Raw genomic sequence first — 23,092 nt, forward strand, 5'->3', positions numbered from 1 at the left:
CGCGGGCCCATGGAAGTTTACTGAACGTGGCATCCGGAGAGTCATCAATGAGCAGCGTTATTGCCGTCGTCAAAAGTATTGTCGGTCAGGTTTTCGCCGTATCCCCGGAGGGTATCCGGCGCGTACTCATTGAAGGGGATCGCCTGTTTACGGGCGATCAGTTGGACACCGGCCCTGCCGGCTCCGTTACCTTGGACCTGGCCGATGGCCGCACCCTCGACCTGGGCCGAGACACCCAGTGGAGCGCCAACGCCCCGGACTCTTCCACTGACCTCGCGCAGGCCACTGCCCAGGCCGCGCCATCGGTAGAAGAACTGCAGCAGGCCATCGCAGCCGGTGTCGACCCGACCACAGCCCTCGAAGCCACCGCCGCCGGAGCTGGCGAGACGAGTACCGGTGGTTCCGCCGGTGGCGGCCACAGCGTTGTCGTGCTGGATGCCACGGCCGGCAGCGTCGACCCGACTGTCGGTTTCCCGACTGAAGGCCTGGGCGCGACCAACGCCGCTAATAACAACATCACCGGCCTGGCCACCAATGCCAACGCCAATGCCACCGCCAACACCCTGATCAATTCAACGTTGACGCTGAGCGCCACCCCGACCCTGACCGAGGCCGGTGGCGTGCTGGTCTATACTGCGACCGTTACTCAGGCGCCCCTGACCGACCTGACGGTAACGCTGTCCAATGGCTCGGTGATCGTGATTTCCGCCGGACAAACCACCGGCAGCGTCAACGTCCCGCTGGCGCCGAACGACACCGTCTACAACGACCCAAGCCAGATCAGCGTGACCGTGACCGGCACCACCGGTGGCAGCGGCATCGCCGTGACCCTGCCCACCACGCCAGCCGTGACCCAGATTACCGACACCATCGACACCACCAATGTCACCCTGACCGCAGGCGAGACGGTGACTGAAGGGGGGCAGATCACCTACACCGCGACATTGACCAACCCGGCACAGACCCCAGTGACCGTGACCTTGAGCAATGGCTCGGTCATCACCATCGCGGCGGGCCAGACCACCGGCACCGTTGCCGTCGACACCCCGACCAACGACGTCTACAACAATGGCAGCACCGTCAGCACCACCATCACCGGTGCAACCGGCGGCAATTTCGAAAACCTGGTACCAAGCACCACACCTGCGGTCACCACGATCACTGATTCGGTAGACACTACTGGCCTGACCCTGAGCGCCACCAACAACATCACCGAAGGCGGCCAGATCACCTACACCGCCACGCTGACCAATCCGGCCCAGACCCCAGTCACTGTAACCTTGAGCAATGGCTCGGTTATCAGCATCGCTGCCGGTCAGACTACGGGTACCGTCAATGTCGAGACGCCAGCCAACGACGTCTACAACAACGGCAGCACCGTCAGCACCACAATCACCGGTGCCACCGGCGGCAATTTCGAAAACCTGGTGCCGAGCACCACGCCTGCGGTCACCACGATCACTGATTCGGTAGACACCACTGGCTTGACCCTGAGTGCTAGCGAAAGCGTCACTGAAGGCGGCCAGATCACCTACACCGCCACGCTGACCAACGCCGCGCAAACTCCAGTGACCGTGACGTTGAGCAATGGCTCCGTCATCACGATTGCGGCCGGCGAAACCACCGGTACCGTCGCGATCAATACGCCAGCCAACGACGTCTATAACAACGGCAGCACCGTCAGCACCACCATCACCGGTGCCACCGGCGGCAATTTTGAAAACCTGGTACCGAGCACCACGCCTGCCGTCACCACCATTACTGATTCGGTGGACACCACCGGCCTGACGCTGAGTGCCAGCGAAACCATCACTGAAGGTGGTTCGATTGTTTACACCGCAACGCTGACCAACGCGGCGCAGACGCCAGTGACCGTGACCCTGAGCAACGGCTCCGTCATCACCATCGCGGCCGGCGAAACCACCGGCACCGTCGCGGTGAATACCCCTGCGAATGACGTCTACAACAACAGCAGCACGGTCAGCACCACCATCACCGGTGCCACCGGTGGCAATTTCGAAAACCTGGTACCAAGCACCACGCCAGCGGTCACCACGATCACTGACTCGGTGGATAGCACTGACCTGACCTTGAGCGCCAGCGAGACCATCACTGAAGGCGGCCAGATCACCTACACCGCGACCTTGACCAACGCGGCGCAGACTCCGGTGACCGTCACCCTGAGCAACGGCTCCGTCATCACCATCGCTGCGGGCGAAACCACCGGCACGGTCAATGTTCAGACCCCGGCCAACGACGTCTACAACAACAGCAGCACCGTCAGCACCACCATCACCGGTGCCACCGGCGGCAATTTCGAAAACCTGGTACCAAGCACCACGCCTGCCGTCACCACCATTACCGACTCGGTGGATACGACTGGCCTGACGCTGAGTGCCAGCGAGAGCATCACCGAAGGTGGTTCGATTGTTTACACCGCCACGCTGACCAACGCAGCGCAGACCCCGGTGACCGTGACGCTGAGCAACGGCTCCGTCATCACCATCGCTGCGGGCGAAACCACCGGTTCTATTGCCGTCGAGACATCGCCCAACGACGTCTACAACAACGGCAGCACCGTCAGCGCCACCATCGCCGGTGCCACCGGTGGCAACTTCGAAAATCTGGTACCAAGCACCACGCCTGCGGTTACCACGATCACTGATTCGGTGGACACCACTGGCCTGACCTTGAGCGCCAGCGAGACCATTACCGAAGGCGGACAGATCACCTACACCGCAACGCTAACCAACGCGGCGCAGACGCCAGTGACCGTGACCCTGAGCAATGGCTCGGTGATCACCATCGCTGCCGGCGAAACCACCGGCACCGTTGCGGTGAATACACCGACCAACGACGTCTACAACAACGGCAGCACCGTCAGTACCACCATCACCGGTGCCACCGGTGGCAATTTCGAAAACCTGGTGCCGAGCACCACGCCTGCCATCACCACCATTACCGATTCGGTAGACACCACTGGCCTGACCTTGAGCGCCAGCGAGACCATTACCGAAGGCGGACAGATCACCTACACCGCTACCTTGACCAATGCCGCTCAAACACCGGTGACCGTCACATTGAGCAACGGCTCGGTGATCACCATCGCGGCCGGCGAGACCACTGGCACCGTTGCGGTGAATACACCTGCGAATGACGTTTACAACAACGGCAGCACCGTTAGCACCACCATCACCGGTGCCACCGGCGGCAACTTCGAAAACCTGGTGCCGAGCACCACGCCTGCCGTCACCACGATCACTGATTCGGTGGATACGACTGGCCTGACCCTGAGCGCCAGCGAAACCATCACTGAAGGTGGTCAGATCACCTACACCGCTACCTTGACCAATGCCGCTCAAACACCGGTGACCGTCACTTTGAGCAATGGCTCGGTGATTACCATCGCTGCCGGCGAAACCACCGGTACCATCGCGGTCAATACGCCTGCCAATGACGTCTATAACAACGGCAGCACCGTCAGCACCACCATCACCGGCGCCACCGGCGGCAATTTTGAAAACCTGGTGCCAAGCACCACACCAGCCGTTACCACGATCACCGATTCGGTGGACAACACTGGCTTGACTCTGAGCGCCAGCGAAACCATCACTGAAGGTGGTTCGATTGTTTATACCGCGACGCTGACTAACGCCGCTCAGACGCCTGTGACCGTGACCCTGAGCAATGGCTCGGTCATTACCATCGCTGCGGGCGAAACCACCGGTACCCTTGCCGTCGAAACATCGCCCAACGACGTCTACAACAACGGCAGCACCATCAGCACCACCATCACCGGTGCAACCGGTGGCAACTTCGAGAATCTGGTGCCAGACACCACACCGGCCGTGACCACCATAACCGACTCGGTAGACACCACTGGCCTGACCTTGAGCGCCAGCGAAACCATCACCGAAGGCGGTCAGATCACCTACACCGCGACCCTGACCAATGCCGCGCAGACGCCAGTGACCGTCACCCTGAGCAATGGCTCGGTGATTACCATCGCTGCCGGCGAAACCACTGGCACCGTAGCGGTGAATACACCGGCCAACGATGTCTACAACAACGGCAGCACGGTCAGCACCACCATCACCGGCGCCACCGGCGGCAATTTTGAAAACCTGGTGCCAAGCACCACACCAGCCGTTACCACGATCACCGATTCGGTGGACAACACTGGCTTGACTCTGAGCGCCAGCGAGACCATTACCGAAGGCGGTTCGATTGTTTATACCGCGACCCTGACCAACGCCGCGCAGACGCCAGTGACCGTGACCCTGAGCAATGGCTCGGTCATCACGATTGCGGCTGGCGAAACCACCGGTACCGTCGCGGTCAATACGCCAGCCAACGACGTCTATAACAACGGCAGCACCGTCAGCACCACCATTACCGGCGCCACCGGTGGCAACTTCGAGAACCTGGTGCCGAGCACCACGCCTGCGGTTACCACGATCATCGATTCGGTGGATACGACTGGCCTGACGCTGAGCGCCAGCGAAACCATCACCGAAGGCGGTCAGATCACCTACACCGCGACCCTGACCAACGCCGCGCAAACGCCGGTGACCGTCACCCTGAGCAATGGCTCGGTGATCACCATCGCTGCCGGCGAAACCACTGGCACCGTTGCGGTGAATACACCGGCCAACGACGTCTATAACAACGGCAGCACCGTCAGCACCACCATCACCGGCGCCACCGGCGGCAATTTCGAAAACCTGGTACCAAGCACCACGCCTGCCGTCACCACGATCACTGACTCGGTGGACACCACCGGCCTGACTTTGAGTGCCAGCGAGAGCATCACCGAAGGTGGTTCGATTGTTTACACCGCGACGCTGACCAACGCTGCTCAAACGCCGGTGACCGTGACACTGAGCAATGGCTCCGTCATCAACATCGCGGCCGGCGAAACCACTGGCACCGTCGCGGTGAATACACCAGCCAACGACGTCTACAACAACGGCAGTACCGTCAGCACCACCATTGCCGGTGCCACCGGTGGCAACTTCGAAAACCTGGTGCCGAGCACCACGCCTGCGGTTACCACGATCACCGATTCGGTGGATACGACTGGCCTGACCCTGAGTGCCAGCGAAACCATTACCGAAGGCGGCCAGATCACCTACACCGCGACCTTGACCAACGCCGCTCAGACTCCGGTGACCGTCACCCTGAGCAATGGCTCCGTCATCACGATTGCTGCTGGCGAAACCACCGGCACCGTTGCCGTCGACACCCCGACCAACGACGTCTACAACAACGGCAGCACTGTCAGCACCACCATCACCAGTGCAACCGGCGGCAATTTCGAAAACCTGGTACCAAGCACCACGCCTGCCGTCACCACTATTACCGACTCGGTGGACACGACCGGCCTGACGCTGAGTGCCAGCGAGAGCATCACCGAAGGTGGTTCGATTGTTTACACCGCGACGCTGACCAACGCTGCTCAAACGCCAGTGACCGTGACCCTGAGCAATGGCTCCGTCATCACCATCGCTGCGGGCGAAACCACCGGCACGGTCAATGTTCAGACCCCGGCCAACGACGTCTACAACAACAGCAGCACCGTCAGCACCACCATCGCCGGTGCCACCGGCGGCAACTTCGAAAACCTGGTACCAAGCACCACGCCTGCGGTTACCACGATCACTGATTCGGTGGACACTACCGGTCTGACGCTGAGCGCCAGCGAGACGATCACCGAAGGTGGCCAAATCACCTATACCGCGACGCTGACCAACGCGGCGCAGACGCCAGTGACCGTGACCCTGAGCAATGGCTCGGTGATTACCATCGCCGCCGGCGAAACCACCGGGACCATCAACGTCCAGACCCCGGCCAACGACGTCTACAACAACGGCAGTACCGTCAGCACCACCATCACCGGCGCCACCGGCGGCAATTTCGAAAACCTGATGCCGAGCACCACGCCTGCGGTCACCACGATCACAGACTCGGTGGACACCACCGGCCTGACGCTGAGCGCCAGCGAGACGATCACCGAAGGCGGCCAGATCACCTACACCGCGACCCTGACCAATGCCGCGCAGACGCCAGTGACCGTGACCCTGAGCAACGGTTCGGTGATTACTATCGCCGCCGGCGAAACCACCGGGACCATCAACGTCCAGACCCCGGCCAACGACGTCTACAACAACGGCAGCACCGTCAGCACCACCATCGCCGGTGCCACCGGCGGCAACTTCGAAAATCTGGTACCAAGCACCACGCCTGCGGTCACCACGATCACAGACTCGGTGGACACCACTGGCCTGACGCTGAGCGCTAGCGAAACCATTACCGAAGGTGGCCAGATCACCTACACCGCGACCCTGACCAATGCCGCGCAGACGCCAGTGACCGTGACCCTGAGCAACGGCTCGGTGATTACCATCGCCGCCGGCGAAACCACCGGGACCATCAACGTCCAGACCCCGGCCAACGACGTCTACAACAACGGCAGCACCGTCAGCACCACCATTACCGGCGCCACCGGTGGCAACTTCGAGAACCTGGTGCCGAGCACCACGCCTGCGGTCACCACGATCACAGACTCGGTGGACACCACTGGCCTGACGCTGAGCGCTAGCGAAACCATTACCGAAGGCGGCCAGATCACCTACATCGCGACCCTGACCAATGCCGCGCAGACGCCAGTGACCGTGACCCTGAGCAACGGCTCGGTGATTACCATCGCTGCCGGCGAAACCACCGGCACCGTTGCGGTGAATACACCGGCCAACGACGTCTACAACAACGGCAGTACCGTCAGCACTACCATCACCGGTGCCACCGGCGGCAACTTCGAGAACCTGGTGCCGAGCACCGCGCCAGCGGTCACCACGATCACCGATTCGGTGGACACCACTGGCCTGACCTTGAGCGCCAGCGAGACCATCACCGAAGGTGGTTCGATTGTTTATACCGCCACTCTGAGCAACGCGGCGCAGACTCCGGTCACCGTCACCTTGAGCAACGGCTCGGTGATTAATATCGCTGCTGGCGAAACCACCGGTTCCATTGCCGTCGAGACATCGCCTAACGACGTCTACAACAACGGCAGCACCGTCAGCACCACCATCGCCGGTGCCACCGGCGGCAACTTCGAAAATCTGGTACCAAGCACCACGCCTGCGGTTACCACGATCACCGACTCGGTGGACACCACTGGCCTGACCTTGAGCGCCAGCGAGACCATTACCGAAGGCGGACAGATCACCTACACCGCAACGCTGACCAACGCGGCGCAGACGCCAGTGACCGTGACCCTGAGCAATGGCTCGGTGATCACCATCGCTGCCGGCGAAACCACCGGCACCGTTGCGGTGAATACACCGGCCAACGACGTCTACAACAACGGCAGCACCGTCAGCACCACCATCACCGGTGCCACTGGCGGCAACTTCGAGAACCTGGTGCCAAGCACCACGCCTGCAGTCACCACGATCACCGATTCGGTGGACACCACTGGCCTGACCTTGAGCGCCAGCGAAACCATCACCGAAGGTGGCCAGATCACCTACACCGCGACCTTGACCAACGCCGCTCAGACGCCAGTGACCGTGACCCTGAGCAACGGCTCGGTGATTACCATCGCCGCCGGCGAAACCACCGGGACCATCAACGTCCAGACCCCGGCCAACGACGTTTACAACAACGGCAGCACGGTCAGCACCACCATCACCGGTGCCACCGGCGGCAATTTCGAAAACCTGGTGCCGAGCACCACGCCAGCGGTCACCACAATCACCGACACTATCGACACCAGCACCGTTTCGCTCAGTGCTACGTCGACCGTCGCTGAAGGCGGCACCGTTGTCTACACCGCGTCCGTCAACGCGCCGGTGACAGATGCTCCGCTGGTTGTCACCCTGTCGAACGGCCAGACCATCACCATCCCGGTCGGTGCGAGCAGCGCCAGTGTGAATTTCGTCACGCCAAACGACGCCCTCGCTGGCGGCAACAACCTCAGCGTCAAGATCGACGACGCCAAGGGCGGCAACTACGAAAAACTCGACATCGACGGCAAGCCGGCCAACACCGCGGTCACCGATGTCCAGGACGACACCGACCTGAGCCTGAGCGCCACCGACACCGTTGCCGAGGGTGGCCAGATCACCTATACCGCGACCCTGACCAATGCCGCCGGCACGCCGGTCACCGTGACCTTGAGCAATGGCGCCGTCATCACCATCGACGCCGGCAAGACCACCGGCACCGTCACCGTTGATGCGCCGAAAGACGACGTCTACAAAGACGCCGGCAAAGTCGAAGTCAGCATCGACCACGCCACCGGAGGCAATTTCGAACACTTGGTGCCAAGCACCGCCCCGGCCGTCACCACCGTGACCGACACCCTCGACACCAGCACCGTTTCGCTGAGCGCCACGTCGACCATCGCGGAAGGCGGCACCGTCGTCTATACCGCGTCGGTCAACGCACCGGTGACCGATGCTCCGCTGGTTGTCACCCTGTCGAACGGCCAGACCATCACCATCCCGGTCGGCGCGAGCTCCGGCTCGGTGAACTTCATCGCACCGAATGATGCCCTCGCTGGCGGCAATAGCCTCAGCGTCAAGATCGACGACGCCAAGGGCGGCAACTACGAAAAACTCGACATCGACGGCAAGCCGGCCAATACCGCGGTCACCGATGTCCAGGACGACACCGGCCTGAGCCTGAGCGCCACCGGCACGGTTGCCGAGGGTGGTCAGATCACCTACACCGCGACCCTGACCCATGCCGCCGGCACACCGGTTACCGTGACCTTGAGCAACGGCGCGATCATTAATATCGATGCCGGTAAGACCACCGGTACTGTCACCGTCGACGCACCTAAGGACGATGTCTATCAGGATGCCGGCAATGTCCAGGCGACGATCCAGTCCGCCACCGGCGGCAACTTCGAGCACCTGGTGCCGAGCACCGCGCCAGCGGTGACCGCCGTCACCGACACGGTCGATGACACCACCGTCAGCATCAGTGGCAGCACGTCGGTCACCGAAGGCCAGGCCGCCACCTACACCGTCAGCCTGACCAACCCGGCGCAGACCGAGGTGACCCTCAAGCTCGTCTATAGCGGCACCGCCGCCGACGGCACGGATTTCACTGGCGTCTACACCGTCAAGATCCCGGCCAACGCCACCAGCGCGACCTTCAACGTGGCGACGCTGGACGACAAGATCACCGAAGGCACGGAAAACTTCGTGGTCAAGATCGATTCCGCGACCGGTGGCAACTTCGAGCACCTGGCGATCAGCAACACCAATGGCAGCGTCAGCACCTCGATCATCGACAACGATGCGCCACCGGTGCTCGACCTGGACGCCAACAATTCCAGCGGCAAGACCGGAGCCGATTATCAGGTCACCTTCACCGAAGGCACCGCGGGCCCGGGCGTGTCGATTGGCGATACCGACCTGAAGATCACCGACCCGGACAGCACCATGCTGACCGGCGCCACCGTCGTGCTGACCAACCGTCAGCCGGGCGATGCGCTGAACCTGGGCAACAGCGTCAACGGCATCAGTATCAATGCCAACAGCACCAACGGTACCGTCACGCTGACGATGTCGGGCAACGCGACACTGGCCGACTACATGCAGCAGATCAAGAACATCACCTTCATCAACAACAGCGACGACCCGAGCAGTGTGCCGCGCATCATCACCGTGACAGTGACGGATGGCAGCAACTACTCCAACACCGCCACCACCACCGTGAACGTGGTCGGGGTCAACGATGCGCCGGTTGCCACCGGTGGCGCGGTGACCGGTACCGAGGACACTTCGCTGGTCCTCGGCTGGTCGACCTTTGGCGTCAGCGACGTGGACAGTGCCGCCGCCAGCCAGGGCGTGAAGATCACCGGCCTGCCAGGCGACGGCAAATTGCAGTACCTGGACGGCACGACCTGGAAGGACGTGACCACCAACCAGACCTTCACCAAGGCTGACATCGACGGCGGCAAGCTGCGCTTCACACCGGACACCAACGAATCCGGCGCAAACGGCAATCCGACCGGCGTGGGTGATCAGAAGTCCGATTACGCACAGATCCAGTTCCAGCCAACCGACGGCCAGGCACTGGGCAACACCGGCACCGTGAAGATCGACATCACCCCGGTGGCGGATGCGCCGAGCCTGAGCGTGGCCGGCAACAACGTGACCTCCACCGGCCTGATCAAGGAAGTCTGGACCGGCCTGTCGGGCCTGGGCACCGACGGTAGCGGCGCGCCGTCCGGCACGCTCAAGTCGGTGATCGATGCCGCTGGCACACCGAACAGCAGCAGCACCGTGACCAACGTGCAGTCCGACAGCAACGTGAACCCCGGCACGGCGTCGAAGACATCGGGCCTGATCTACCTCGAAGCGGGCAAGACCTACACCTTCAGCGGCACCGGCGACGACAGTTTGCTGGTCACCGTCGGCGGCAAGGACGTGGCAGCCATCACCTGGGGCGCGGGCGGCAAGTTGAACGGCTCATTCACGCCAACCACCAGCGGCTACTACACCCTGGACATCTACCACCACAACCAGACCGGCCCGGGCAGCTATGACGTCAACCTGTCGGTCAATGGCGGCACGCCTGTCGACCTGAGCGGCGCGGGCGTACCGCTGTACACCAGCGTGACCGATCTGACCAACGCCGGCGTGACCGTCTCCGACCTGCATGGCACCAATGGCGAAGGCTACTACGACGGCTACAAGCTCAACGAAGGCGCCGAAGGCACCAGCGTGCATCTGTCGAAGATCACCACCGCGTTGACCGACACCGACGGCTCCGAGAAGCTGAGCGTGAAGATCGGCGGCATGCCGGAGGGCAGCGTGCTGACCGACGGCGCGGGCCACACCGCGACCGTGGGCAACAACGGCGAAGCCACGGTCAGCGGCTGGAACCTGGGCAGCCTGACCCTGACACCGCCGGCCTACTACAACGGTCACCTGGACCTGACCGTAACCTCCACGTCCACGGAAGCCCTCGGCGGGTCGGCGGTGACCACCGCACACATCCCCGTCACCGTGTACCCGGCGGTCTACAACGCCATAACCGCGACCTCGGGCAGTGACAACGTCACCGGCACCGATGGCAACGACATCATGGTTGCCGACATTGGCGGGCTGACCGTCGTGCCGGGCGTCAACTACAACATCGCATTCATGGTCGACAGCTCCGGCAGCATGAGTTCGTCGTCCATTACCGCAGCCAAGAACTCGTTGACCCAGGTATTCAATACCCTCAAACAGAGCCTGGGCAGCAACTCCGGGACCGTGAACATCTTCCTGGCGGACTTCGACAACCAGGTGAACAAGAACGTTGCGGTGAACCTCAATGACCCGAACGCGCTGACGCTGCTCAAGAGCGTCATCGATTCGATGGTCTCCGGCGGCGGTACCAACTACGAAGACGTGTTCAAGACCACAGCGAACTTCTTCAACAGCACCCAGGCCCTGAACAATACCGGCGCGAAGAACCTGACGTACTTCATCACCGACGGCCAGCCGACGCTCTACCAGTCCGGCGAACAGACGAACCCGACACTGTACGGCAACGTCAAGCTCGATGACGTCTTGAGTGCGGCCAACTACTCCATTGGCAAGTACTACACCCAGACGATCGATAGCACGCACAAATACACCATCTACGAAAACGGCGACATGTACCTGTCGACCAAGAACGGCAGGAACTGGAACGACAACTATGTCGGTACGGTGCACGCCGAGGGCAACGGCACCTTCGAGTTCTCCTACGTGGATGGCACCGGTTACGCCGACTCCTGGGCCGCGACGGGCTCAAGCGCCAGCTTCACCCTGCTCAAAGGCCTGAGCAACGTCGAAGCCATCGGGCTGAACAACGGTGTGACCCTGAACGACCTCAAGCCGTACGACTCGGATGGCACACCACAGACCAACATCGACCCAAGCAACCTGGCCAACTCGATCATCGGCCACACCGAAGCGACCCTGCCGGGTGCCGACACGGTCAACGGTGGCGAAGGCAACGACATCCTCTTCGGCGACCTGGTGAGCTTCAACGGCGTCACCGGCGAAGGCTACCAGGCCATCCAGGCGTTCGTGGCCCAGCAGAGCGGCGTGGATGTCAGCAAAGTCACCACCAGCAACGTGCACCAGTACATCACCGAGCACTACACCGCGTTCGACGTGTCCGGTGCCCACGATGGCAACGACACGCTGCTGGGTGGCGGCGGCAACGATATTCTCTTCGGCCAGGGCGGCAACGACTCGCTCAACGGCGGCAAGGGCAATGACATCCTGCTCGGCGGTACTGGCAACGACACGCTGATCGGCGGTCAGGGTCATGACACGCTGATCGGTGGCCTGGGCGGCGATACCTTTGTCTGGAAGGCCGGTGACACCGGCAACGACGTGATCAAGGACTTCAAGGCTGCCGATGGCGACCGGATCGACCTGCGGGATCTGTTGCAAGGCGAATCCGGCAGCACCATCGACCACTTCCTGCAGATCAGCACAGTCGATGGCGTGTCGTCGTTGCAGGTCAGCACCACCGGCCAGTTCAACGGGGCCAACGGTGCATCGGCCGCGCCGGACGTGACGATCAAACTGGAAGGCAACAACTGGTCGAACGTCAACCTGAACACGTTGATCGCCGGCAGTGACCCGACCATCAAGGTCGATCACAACAACAGCTGAAGCTGACACACGAACCGTGGCGAGGGAGCTTGCTCCCGCCGGGTTGCTAAGCGGCCCCCAAAAAACAGGGCCGCTTCGCGCCCCAGCGGGAGCAAGCTCCCTCGCCACATAAGTGTTCATACTCGCGCACAGTTGGCCTATGCTGCTCGGCATGACGCTGCTTAATCCATGAGGGATGCCCGATGTTTTATGTGCAACGCGATGCACAAGGCCTGCTGGTGCGCGTAGAAGCCATCGCCTATGCCGAAGCCACCGAAACCCTGCCGGCCGACAACCACGAGATCCAGGACTGGTTCGCCAACCAAGCCGTGGAAAACAGCCTCAAGCAACTCAAGCAAAGCGACCTGGAAATGATCCGGGTACTCGACGACCTGATCCAGGTACTGACCAGCAAAGGCGTCATCCGCGTCACCGACCTGCCCCCGGCCGCCCAGGCCAAGCTGATGGACCGCAACCAGGCCCGGGAAGCCTTGGGCGGACTGAGCCGGTTGATCGATGATGATGAAAAGGGATTGATCTAGGCGCCTGGACTGACGCCATCGCGAGCAGGCTCGCTCCCACAGTGGATCGGGGTAAGGCCGGAGAGACAGGTCGGCTGTAAGGCCGCCTCGCCTTGCTTTTGCTTTGCTTTGCTTTTGATCTGAAGGCCCCGTTAACCACGCTGGCCGAACGCAGGCATTGCGTAGTGGGCAACCCGGCATGGATGCCGGGTTAGCCGCGCTGGGCCATGGATGGCCCTTCGCGGCGGGCCCACGGAGCAATGCCGGAGTGAGGGAACACCTCGCCTTGGCGAGGTGCCGAGTGGTGGGGCAAAGACCTTTTGGTTACTTTTGGGGCGTTTGCCAAAAGTAACCCGCCGTAAGGGCGGAACCGCCAGCAGCCGCTACCGCAGCAACGGATATGCACTCAAATCCCAAAACCTCACCCCCAACGCCGCGGCCCCCCCACCAACTGCCCCTGCACCCCAAACAACCCCATCTCCCGAATCACCGCCAACTCCCCCTCCGTCTCCACCCGCTCGGCAATCAACGGCAAATCAATACTGTGGGCAGCACGCTGAATAGCCTCGATAAACAGACGCTTATCACTCTCCTGATCAATAGCCCGGATGTAACTGCCATCGATTTTCAAATAGGCCAACCCCAACCGCGACAAATTGCCGATCATGCTGAAACGCCCACCAAAACGCTGCAGGCTCAGGGCGAAACCAAGCTCACGCAGACGCCGGGTCAATTGCTCCAGCACCGCTTGCTCAGGCAATTGCTCTTCGCCGATTTCCAGGGTCAGGCGCGACCCGAGGTCGGAATGGGCACGCAGGATCTCAAAGACCTTGTTCAGCGCCTGCGGGTCGGCCAGGGTGGCGGAGGATAGATTCAGCGCCAGGGCCTCTTCGTGCCCGCCCATTTGCCGCAGCACCTGCTCGAGCATCAGCCGGTCCAGGCGCGCCGTCCAGCCGAAGCGCTCCAGCCAAGGCAGGAAACGCCCGGCGGGAATGGTCTGGCCCTGGTCGTCGAGTAACCGGGAAAGGACTTTGTAATGCAGCACCAGTTGAGTGTCCTGGGCGGCCACCACCGGCTGGAAGTAGAGCTCGAACTGCTGATTGTCCAACGCCCGGTCAAGCAGCGTATGCCAGGCATGATGATCGTCACCGACACTGGCCGACGCGCTGTGCTCCAGACAGGCCCAACCCGGCTCACCCTGGCTTTCGGCCTGGGCCAGGGCCTGGTCGCCAAGCTGCAACACCGCTTGCGGCGAGTCACCATGGACAAATGGTGCCAACCCGATAGCGGCCACCGATGCCACGTCGGTCGCACCGGTGGTATGCAGGCTCGCCAGTGCGGTTTCGAGATTCTGCGCCAATTGCAGCGCTTCCTCGCGCACCAGCCCCGGCGCCAGCACCGCGAATTCCCCGCCGCGGATACGTGTCACCAGATTCTGGGTTTCCGGGTATCGGGCACACTCGCGCAACAACTGCTCACCCACGGCCTTGAGCAATTGGTCGGTACGCTGCCCACCCAAGCGCTGGTTCAAACCGGCCAGGTCCCTGACCCGCAGCAACAACAGATAGCCGGAACTGGCTTGCTCCGGGTTGCTCACCCGGGCATTGAGCTGCATTTCGAAATAACGCCGGTTGGCCAGGCCCGTGAGGTTGTCCTGGTAGGACTCGACCCGCAGCTTTTCACTGCGCTCGGCCTGCTCCTGGAACAACGCCTTGAGCTTCTCGACCATCTGGTTCATCGCCTGCACCACGCGGCGCAGTTCAGGGGTTCGCGGCAGCTCCGGCAAGCTCAGGAATTCGCGCCGGGCGATGGCGTGGGACTGGTGCACCATGTAATCCAATGGCTTGAGCTGACGACGCAGCAGCAAGGCCCCCAGCACCGCGCTCACGGCGCCGCACAGCAGCAACCAGCCCAGGCTGCCCAGTGCGCTCTGCCACAGCTTGGCAAGCGCGAACATCGGGTGGCTGACCACTTCGACCCGCGCCGCCTGTTCCCAACCACGGCTGACAATCGCATCGCCACCGGCCGGCTCCAGGCCGATGAGCTTGACGAACCACTGCGGCACGCTGCCGGCGTCCGGCGTGCCGGTGCGCTCGACCAGGGTCTTGTCGGTGGCCACGTCGACCACGCGGATACTGGCGTAGTAGCCGCTGTCGAAGATGGAGCTGACCAGCAGCTCCACCATCGCCGGGTCGTCGATGTTCGGCGTCAGGGACAACGCCAGTGCCGTGGCCGCGTCCTGGGCATGGGATCGCAGTTGATTGACATACTGGGCCCGCGAGCTCTCCAGGCTGACCATGAAGCTGCCGCTGAAGGCAACCACCAGGAACAGACAGATAGCGATCAACAGTTGTTTGAACAAAGACATCTGAGCGCGTGCTCCTAGTTAGTCGTTTCGACCGGAAAACCTTCGGCCTGCATTTTCTTCAACACGTCCTGCCACCGGGACAGGCGCTTGGTGTCACTGACTTTCTTGTTACCCTTGGTGCCCGGCAGCCACAGCCCTTCGGCATTGAAAGAGTAGACCGGCAACAGGTCGGTTCGCTGGCTGGCCGGCTGGATAGCGTCAATCAGACTGTCGAGTACCAGCGGCATCGCCTCGGGCGTGGCGTAATAGGTGAGCACCATGTGCGCACGGTTCTGTCGCAACGCCTTGACGTAAGTGATGCGCAACTTGTCACTGGACACCCCGAGATGCCGCAGGCTGAAGTACTTGGCGATGGCGTAATCCTCACAATCGCCCGCGCCCTTCCATAAAGCCTGGATCGGGGTTTCCCAGTAATCGACCTCATGCCACAGGTCGATGTCTTCCACGTAGCGCACCTGTTTGTTGAAGAACAGGTTCACCACCTTGAGCTGCTCCAGCTCAGGCGTCTGCTTCTCGGTCGCCAGCAAGTGCTGCCAGGCATCGATCCGTTGCTGCCCTTCGCCCAGCGGCCCATACAAGGCCTGCGCCCGTCGGCTGATCTGCGCAAAATCCCAGTCGGCCTGCAGGCCACCCAGCATGAGGCCGGCCAGCAACAATGCCGAACACAGCCAGCGCAGGGACCTGAGGACAGGAGAAGGTGCAGCCAAGGGAATGCGTCCAGAAAAGACCGTTGAGGATGCGTGGGATGGTGAAGGCTGGCCCGGCAAAAGACAATGGCAGGGTGCGATCACTTCAGGCACGCTAAACTTTAGTTCAGGAAGGCCGGCCACGAGACTTTGACGGGCTGGTAATCTGTCACTAATGTTGGCATGGATCCAATTCTTCATTCAGGATGCGTGGTCGTGACAAAGAAGCCCAAGCCGTTAAGCACTATCCAGGTCAACGGACCCATCCCCGCCGCCCAGGCCCGTTCGATCATCGAGGGCGCCCTGCGCGAGGCCATCCTCGATGGACGCCTGCCCTGCGGCACGGCCTTGCGCCAGCAGGAGCTGGCCGACCTGTTCGGCGTGAGTCGCATGCCCGTGCGCGAGGCGCTGCGCCAGCTCGAAGCGCAATCGCTGCTCAATGTGGTTCAACACAAAGGCGCCGTGGTCGCCCCGCTGATCACCAACAACGCCATCGAAACCTACGCGCTACGCGCGGTGCTGGAATCGTTCGCCTTGCGCCTGTCTGTACCCTTGCTCGATGCCGACGACCTGGCGCTGGCCGCCCACTACATCGAACAGTTGGAAGCACAAACCGATCATGCCGAGATCGGCAAGCTCAATCGGCTGTTCCACATGTCGCTTTATCACAAGGCCCCCAACAGCAAGCTGTTGGACCTGATCGAACGCGAGCTCAATGAAGAGGAACGCTTCCTGCGCTTTCATATGTCGTCCATGGGGCTGGGCAAACTGACCCAGGATGATCATCGCGCGCTGCTCGAGGCCGTGAGTGCCAGAGACATCGATACCGCAGTGGCCCTGCTGGAGCGTCATCTGGAAAAAGCCTGCGTCACTATTCGACGCTATCTGGAACAGTCATCCGACTGATCGTTCGCCGGCCACCTGGCCGGTGTATCACTTTCTTACACATCGTTCCCACCCGCCTGCCCGCCCGCCTGACGCGGCTTGACCGTGTCTGCGACCCGCCGCCACATCAGTTCAATGGCACTGCCGTCGATTTGGGCTCACTCTTGCGTCTGTCGATTCAAAAAAAGACCTGAAGAAGTCAGCGCCTGGCTATAAGCCAGGCGAATCGAAGCCACCACGCAAGGAGCGTCGCCCACCGGCGGGAGAATCGAATGTCCGACCGACGTCCCGCCCATAAAACACGAACTTCTTTATTCCCTGTTCCCTGAAGTGCTCCGGGTGAGGCATTCACTCGAACTATTTATTCTGATCGTTATAAATCGGAAGGAGCAACTTCGCCTCAATAAAACTTATTGAATAAGTTTTATAATCCCTCTTCATGCCCAATAAAATCCCAACTTAAAATAATAAAAAAATTACTTGCCGATGACTTGTTTCATGCATTAGTTTTTTCTACGCCGAGTTGTTATCGACGACTTAAATTTTCACCAACCACTTACAATTCAAGGCTTTCAGGCCTGGAAACCGAAACAGCAGCACACACTTGCATAACTTGGGTAATTCATGGATTCCGGTTCAGGCACCCGCTCGCCCCGTTAAATAAAACGAGCGCCTTACCGGACAAACATCATTGATGAGGACGTTCAAATGAAGCCAACAAAAGAACAACTTTTTTTGAAAAAACGCGAACTTGGCCAACACCCTGTTTTTTCCGAAATAACATCAATCGACCTGTTACGCCGCTTTATGGAAAGCCACGTTTTTGCCGTGTGGGACTTCATGTCGCTGACCAAGCGGCTGCAACGGGAGCTGACCTGCATTCATCTGCCCTGGCTGCCACCGTCCGACCCGCATGCGGCACGCCTGATCAATGAAATCGTGCTGGGGGAAGAGTCCGACGATCGCCCCGGCGCCGGGTATTGCAGCCATTTCGAATTGTATCTGGACGCCATGCGGGAGGTCGGCGCGGACACCCGGGCGATTGAACAATTCATCACCCTGCAACAGGAAGGCGTTAGCCCCGAAACCGCCCTGGATAGCGTCGAGGTTGAACCCGCGGCGGCCCGCTTCGTTCGCCAGACCCTGCACACCGCCTTGCATGCCCCAGCCCATAGCGTAGCCGCCGCGTTCGTGCACGGTCGCGAGAGCGTCATCCCGCAGATGTTCCAACGCATGCTGGATGCCTGGGGCATCGGCCTGGATCAGGCGCCGACGTTCCGGTACTACCTGCAACGGCACATCGAAGTCGACTCCGAAGACCATGGCCCTGCTGCGGAAAAACTGCTGGCCCGCTTGATCGACGGCGACCCGCAGCGCGAGAACGAGGTGCTGTCCGCCGCGCTCGCCGCCGTCCACAGTCGAGCGGCTCTGTGGGATGGACTGCGCCAGAGCATGACCCAACCGGTCGCGCAGGTGACGCCATGAATGCCATCCAGTACCAGTCCTTCGCCGACAGCTGGGAAAGCCGCGCCACGATCCGTACCCGGCCACGGCGCCGGGTCGAAAATGACGACAAGCTGATCTTTCCCATGAGCCGGCAGCCCCTGGTGCATAGCCAGACCTTTCTCAGCCATTGCCCGCAACTGCGCGATTACGCGCTGGTGCAGAGCCTCTACAAGTTCATCAACGACGTCGTGATCTTCGAGACCGAACTGGTGGATCACACCGCCCGGCGCATCGCCAAGAATCGCTTCGGCATCCAGTTCCCATTCGCCTGCCGCTACGACGCGATGACCGTGGTGGTGGACGAGGATTACCACGCGCTGGTGGCGATGGATTTCATGCAGCAGACCATCGACATGACCGGCATCGAGCCGATTCCGTTGCCGCCCCAGATCGAACTCAGCCGCGCGATACCGGCGACGCTGGCCCAGGCGCCGGAGCACCTGCAAAGCGCCGTGGAGCTGATCTGCATCGCGATCGCCGAAAACACCGTCACCAACGAAGTCGCCGCGTTCGCCCGGGACGACTCCGTCAAGGCCTCGATCAAGGGACTGATGGCCGATCATCTGATGGACGAGGGACGGCACTCGGGCTTCTGGACGCGGCTGGTGCAGATGTACTGGCGCGCAGCCCCCGAAGAAGACCACCAAGCGATTGCCCGGTTGATGCCCGGCTTCATCGTCCAATACCTGGCGAGCGATCTGCAGCAGGCCTTCGATTTCGAGCTGATCGCTCATCTGCCCGTCGACGAATCGGTGCGCCAGTCGCTGCGCGAAGAAGCCAGTGCGCTGGCCTATCCCATCAATCGCTTCCATCCATTGGTGGGCAACATCACCCGTTTTTTCCGCAGCAGTTCGATGCTCGCTTCCCCCTGCGTGCGCGATGCCCTGGCCGATTACCTGACCCCATAAGGAACTGCCGATGAGACGCCTCGAAATTGCAGTGCCTGGCACCAGCCAGGCCATGGCCGAACTGGCCCAGGAACTTGAACTGCACGGCCATGGTGTCGTGACGACTCAATCCCAGGCGATCGATCTGTTGATCGACGACGGTACGGCACCGTGCGCACTTGAAGCCCGCTCACGCCTCGAAGTGCGCGTAGCGTTGCGGACGGTGCCCGGCGAAGCATTGCCGCAACCGGTCATTGTGTTTCGCGACGGTGTGCAGCGGTTGCTATGCCAGGAGGCGATAGTTCCGGAAAACGGCAACGGTCAGTCCTTGCGGCGGCAGGCCCTGGCGGTGGTGGTTGAGATCGGTGCGCGGCTGGTCAGCCAATTATCCCGGGACGACACCGGCCTGGATCACTGGCCGACGGTGCAGGCCGACGCGGTCGAATGCCCTTTACAAGGGCTCGATGCGCTGGACTCGCTGGCCTTCGAGCATGGCCTCAACCGGCCGTCGGTGCCCTGGCTGTTGGCCGCCGCCGAAGTACCGGTGATGCTCGGTATCGAACAGCGCATGCTCGATGATGCGGTACAACCGGCGCTGTGGGTCGAAGGCCGGCTCATCGACTACAAAACCTTGCGCAGCCAGGCGCTGAGGTTGCAGCAGGCGATGCTGGAACGGCTGGGACAAGCAGAGTCTGTGGAAGCAAAACCTGTGGAGACAAGGCTTGCCCGCGATACAGACACAGCGGTACCCAACCAGACCGAGTCATCGTTCATCGCGGGCAAGCCTTGCTCCCACAGGCCTTGCACCCACAAGCCTAGCTCTCAAATGGTGATTGCGGTGTGTCTGTCTAAATCCGCGCCGTTATATGCAGCGATCCTGGCGGTGCTGGGCTGTGGCGCCGTGTACCTGCCACTGGACCCGCAACACCCTGTGCAACGTCGACGCTTCATTCTGGAGAACGCCAAGGCCGACCTGCTGCTGCACGACGGCGACAGCGACCTGGGCGATCTGCCCGTGCCCGCGCTGAACGTGCATCGGCTGCCAGCGCTCAAGCCGGGCATCCCCGTCTCGCTGATCCGCCGTCCGGTGGACATCGACGAACCGGCCGTGGCGATCTACACCTCCGGCACCACCGGCCAACCCAAAGGCGTGCTGCTCAGCCATCGCAACCTCAGCCATTTTTGTGCTTGGTACAGCGACTATGTCGGGTTGCAGCGCGACAGCCGGGCGTTGCAGTTCTCCACCATCAACTTCGATGCGTCGCTGCTGGATATCCTCCCAACCTTCATCCAGGGGGCATTGCTGGTAGTGCCCAGCGAAGACCAGCGCCGCGACCCGCAGCAACTGGTGGCGTTGATTCACGCGCAGCGTGTCACCCACGCCTTTCTACCGCCCGCGCTACTGAGCGTGATGCCGCTGGAGGCCCCCCTGGGCCTGGCGCACCTGATCACCGGTGGGGATGTCTGCGAGCCGTTCGTGATCGAGCAGCTCGCGCCCCAATGCCGCTTCCACAACATCTATGGCCCGACTGAAACCACCGTGCTTGCCACCACGCGGCAGTTTGGCGTGGGTGATAACAACCGCAACCTCGGTATACCCATCGCCAACAGCCGGGTGCTGATCCTCGATGAACAGCTGCAACCGGTGTCCCAAGGCGTACCCGGCGAGCTCTACATCGCCGGGCCGGGCGTCGGCCTGGGGTATCTCCACGACCCGACCCTGACCGCCTCGCGGTATCTCGACCTGGCCTTGCCCGGCGGGCAGAGTCTGAAAGTCTATCGCACCGGCGATATCGCCCAGTGGAGCGACAACGGCATCGAACTGTGTGGTCGGCGCGACAACCAAGTGAAGGTCCGGGGCTTTCGGGTCGAACCCGAGGAAATCGAACATTGCCTGCGGGAAAGCCAGTTGTACCGTCAGGTGGCCGTGGGTGTGGATGAGCGTCGACGGATCCTGGCGTTCCTGGTTCATCCTCGGGAGGATCGGCCCGGTGCCGCCCTCCAGGCATTGCGCGAGCATGTGCAGGAGACGTTGCCCAGCTACATGCACCCTGGCGCCTACATCGAACTGCCCAGCCTGCCCTACACCAGCAACGGCAAGGTCGACCGCCGCGCCTTGCTCGCCCTGTCGGTGCAGGTTCAGGTCAGTGGCCAACGACGCCAGCCGCAGAATCCGCTGGAAACCCAGTTGCAGCAAGTGTGGGCCGAGCTGCTGGAGCTGCCGGCCGAAGACATTGCCACCGATGAGAGTTTCTTCAACCTGGGCGGGCATTCGATCCTGCTGTCGCAACTGTTGCTGAGCATTCGCCAGACCTTCGGTCGCAGCCTGTCGATCAATCGCTTCATCGAGGCGCCGACGCTGATGACCTTGGCGAAACTGCTCGGCAGCCCTGAACAGAGCGATACATCGGTACTCAGTCCCCAGGCCTTCATCGATGCCGAGGCCGAACTCAACATCAATCCATTGCCCATCAGCCAATGCGGTGACGTGCATAAGGTAGTGGTGACCGGCGCCAACAGCTTTCTCGGGGTGCACATTGTCGAGGCGCTGCTGGCCTGGGGCGCCACCGAAGTCGCCTGCCTGGTGCGCGCGTCCGCCGGACAAAGCGCGGCAGAACGCTTTTCCCAAGCCCTGCAGGACAACCGCCTGACGCATCTGGACCTGAGCCGGGTCAGTGTCTATGCCGCCGACATCACCCAACCGCAGTTGGGTTTGCCGGACGATGTCTACGCTCGTATCGACCGTACCTTTGGCGCCCTGGTGCACAACGCCGCCCACGTCAATCACGTGCTCGACTACGAGTCCCTGGCGCGGGACAACGTGGAGCCGATCTTCGAATGCCTGCGCCTGTGTGAAGGCCGCAGCAAGAAGATCTTCAATTTCGTCTCCACGCTTTCGGCCTCCAGTGCCCTGGGCGCCGACGGCCAGGTATTGGAACAGCCCGCCGCACCGACGCCACCGATCTACATCAAGAACGGCTACAACCTGTCCAAATGGGTCGGCGAACGGATCCTGCAGCGGGCGCGGGATCGCGGGGTGTGGGTCAACCTGTTCCGCCCGGGCAACATCAGCTTCAACAGCCTGACCGGGGTCTGCCAGCCCCACAAGAATCGCTTGATGCTCATGCTCAAGGGCTCGATCCAGCTGGGCCAGGTACCGGATCTGTCGCTCAATTTCGACCTGATGCCGGTGGACTTCCTGGCCCGCTTCATCGCCTTCCACGCCAGCCGCTACCAGCCGACGCAAGCGGTGTTCAACCTGCACAACCCCGAGCCTTTGAGCTGGGACGCCTACGTGGCGTCGTTCCGCGACAGCGGCCGGGAGTTTTCCCTGGTGAGCGTCGCGGACTGGCAGCGACAACTGAGCCGGGTCGATGCCGACAACGCGCTGTTCGGCGTGCTGGGGTTCTACCTCAACGGCTTCGAAGAAGACATCGGCGACATCTCGATGATCCGCCATGACAACGCCCGGACCGGGGTACGGCAGATGGGCGCCCACTACCCGGAAAAATCCCCGGCTCTGCTGCGACGCGGCGCCGACTACCTCAAAGCCATCGACTTCATCTGAAGCCATCCAACC

General features: G+C 61.7%; 8 protein-coding genes. 6 read left to right on the top strand and 2 right to left on the bottom strand.

Translation table 11 applies throughout. The annotated features are described in order from the left end of the window. Positions 1 to 47: 47 nt before the first annotated feature. Together CGA22_RS13395 and CGA22_RS13400 are read left to right on the top strand one after the other, a co-directional pair. A complete protein-coding gene (locus CGA22_RS13395; RefSeq protein WP_188258614.1) occupies positions 48 to 12,680 on the top strand; it encodes a retention module-containing protein in 12,633 nt (4,210 codons plus the stop codon). Positions 12,681 to 12,862: 182 nt separating this feature from the next. After that, the gene (locus CGA22_RS13400) at positions 12,863 to 13,201 is read left to right on the top strand and encodes a hypothetical protein (protein ID WP_041021529.1); all 339 of its coding nucleotides are present in this window, start codon (positions 12,863 to 12,865) and stop codon (positions 13,199 to 13,201) included. Positions 13,202 to 13,601: 400 nt separating this feature from the next. On the opposite strand, the gene lapD is transcribed toward CGA22_RS13400, so the two are convergent. Beyond that, the gene (gene lapD / locus CGA22_RS13405; RefSeq protein ID WP_041024526.1) at positions 13,602 to 15,548 is read right to left on the bottom strand and encodes a cyclic di-GMP receptor LapD; all 1,947 of its coding nucleotides are present in this window, start codon (positions 15,546 to 15,548) and stop codon (positions 13,602 to 13,604) included. 14 nt (positions 15,549 to 15,562) lie between these two features. Further along, complete coding sequence (gene lapG, locus CGA22_RS13410; RefSeq protein ID WP_265067677.1) at positions 15,563 to 16,186, bottom strand: cysteine protease LapG; 624 nt, start codon at positions 16,184 to 16,186, stop codon at positions 15,563 to 15,565. Positions 16,187 to 16,450: 264 nt separating this feature from the next. Between lapG and CGA22_RS13415 the strand changes: the two genes are divergently transcribed. The 4 genes from CGA22_RS13415 (at position 16,451) to CGA22_RS13430 (ending at position 23,080) form a co-directional block, all read left to right on the top strand. Further along, positions 16,451 to 17,140, top strand: a complete 690-nt coding sequence (locus CGA22_RS13415; protein ID WP_041024524.1) for a GntR family transcriptional regulator — start codon at positions 16,451 to 16,453, stop codon at positions 17,138 to 17,140. A gap of 687 nt (positions 17,141 to 17,827) precedes the next feature. Beyond that, a complete protein-coding gene (locus tag CGA22_RS13420) occupies positions 17,828 to 18,604 on the top strand; it encodes a DUF3050 domain-containing protein (protein WP_041024523.1) in 777 nt (258 codons plus the stop codon). After that, on the top strand, positions 18,601 to 19,533 hold the full coding sequence (locus CGA22_RS13425; protein ID WP_041024522.1) for a diiron oxygenase: 933 nt from the start codon (positions 18,601 to 18,603) through the stop codon (positions 19,531 to 19,533). Before CGA22_RS13420 ends, CGA22_RS13425 begins: the two co-directional genes overlap by 4 nt. A 10-nt stretch (positions 19,534 to 19,543) precedes the next feature. After that, positions 19,544 to 23,080, top strand: coding sequence for a non-ribosomal peptide synthetase (locus CGA22_RS13430; RefSeq protein ID WP_041024521.1), 3,537 nt, complete (start codon positions 19,544 to 19,546; stop codon positions 23,078 to 23,080). Positions 23,081 to 23,092 lie beyond the last annotated feature (12 nt).

The organism is Pseudomonas sp. PSB18, from assembly GCF_014596565.1.
Classification (GTDB): domain Bacteria; phylum Pseudomonadota; class Gammaproteobacteria; order Pseudomonadales; family Pseudomonadaceae; genus Aquipseudomonas.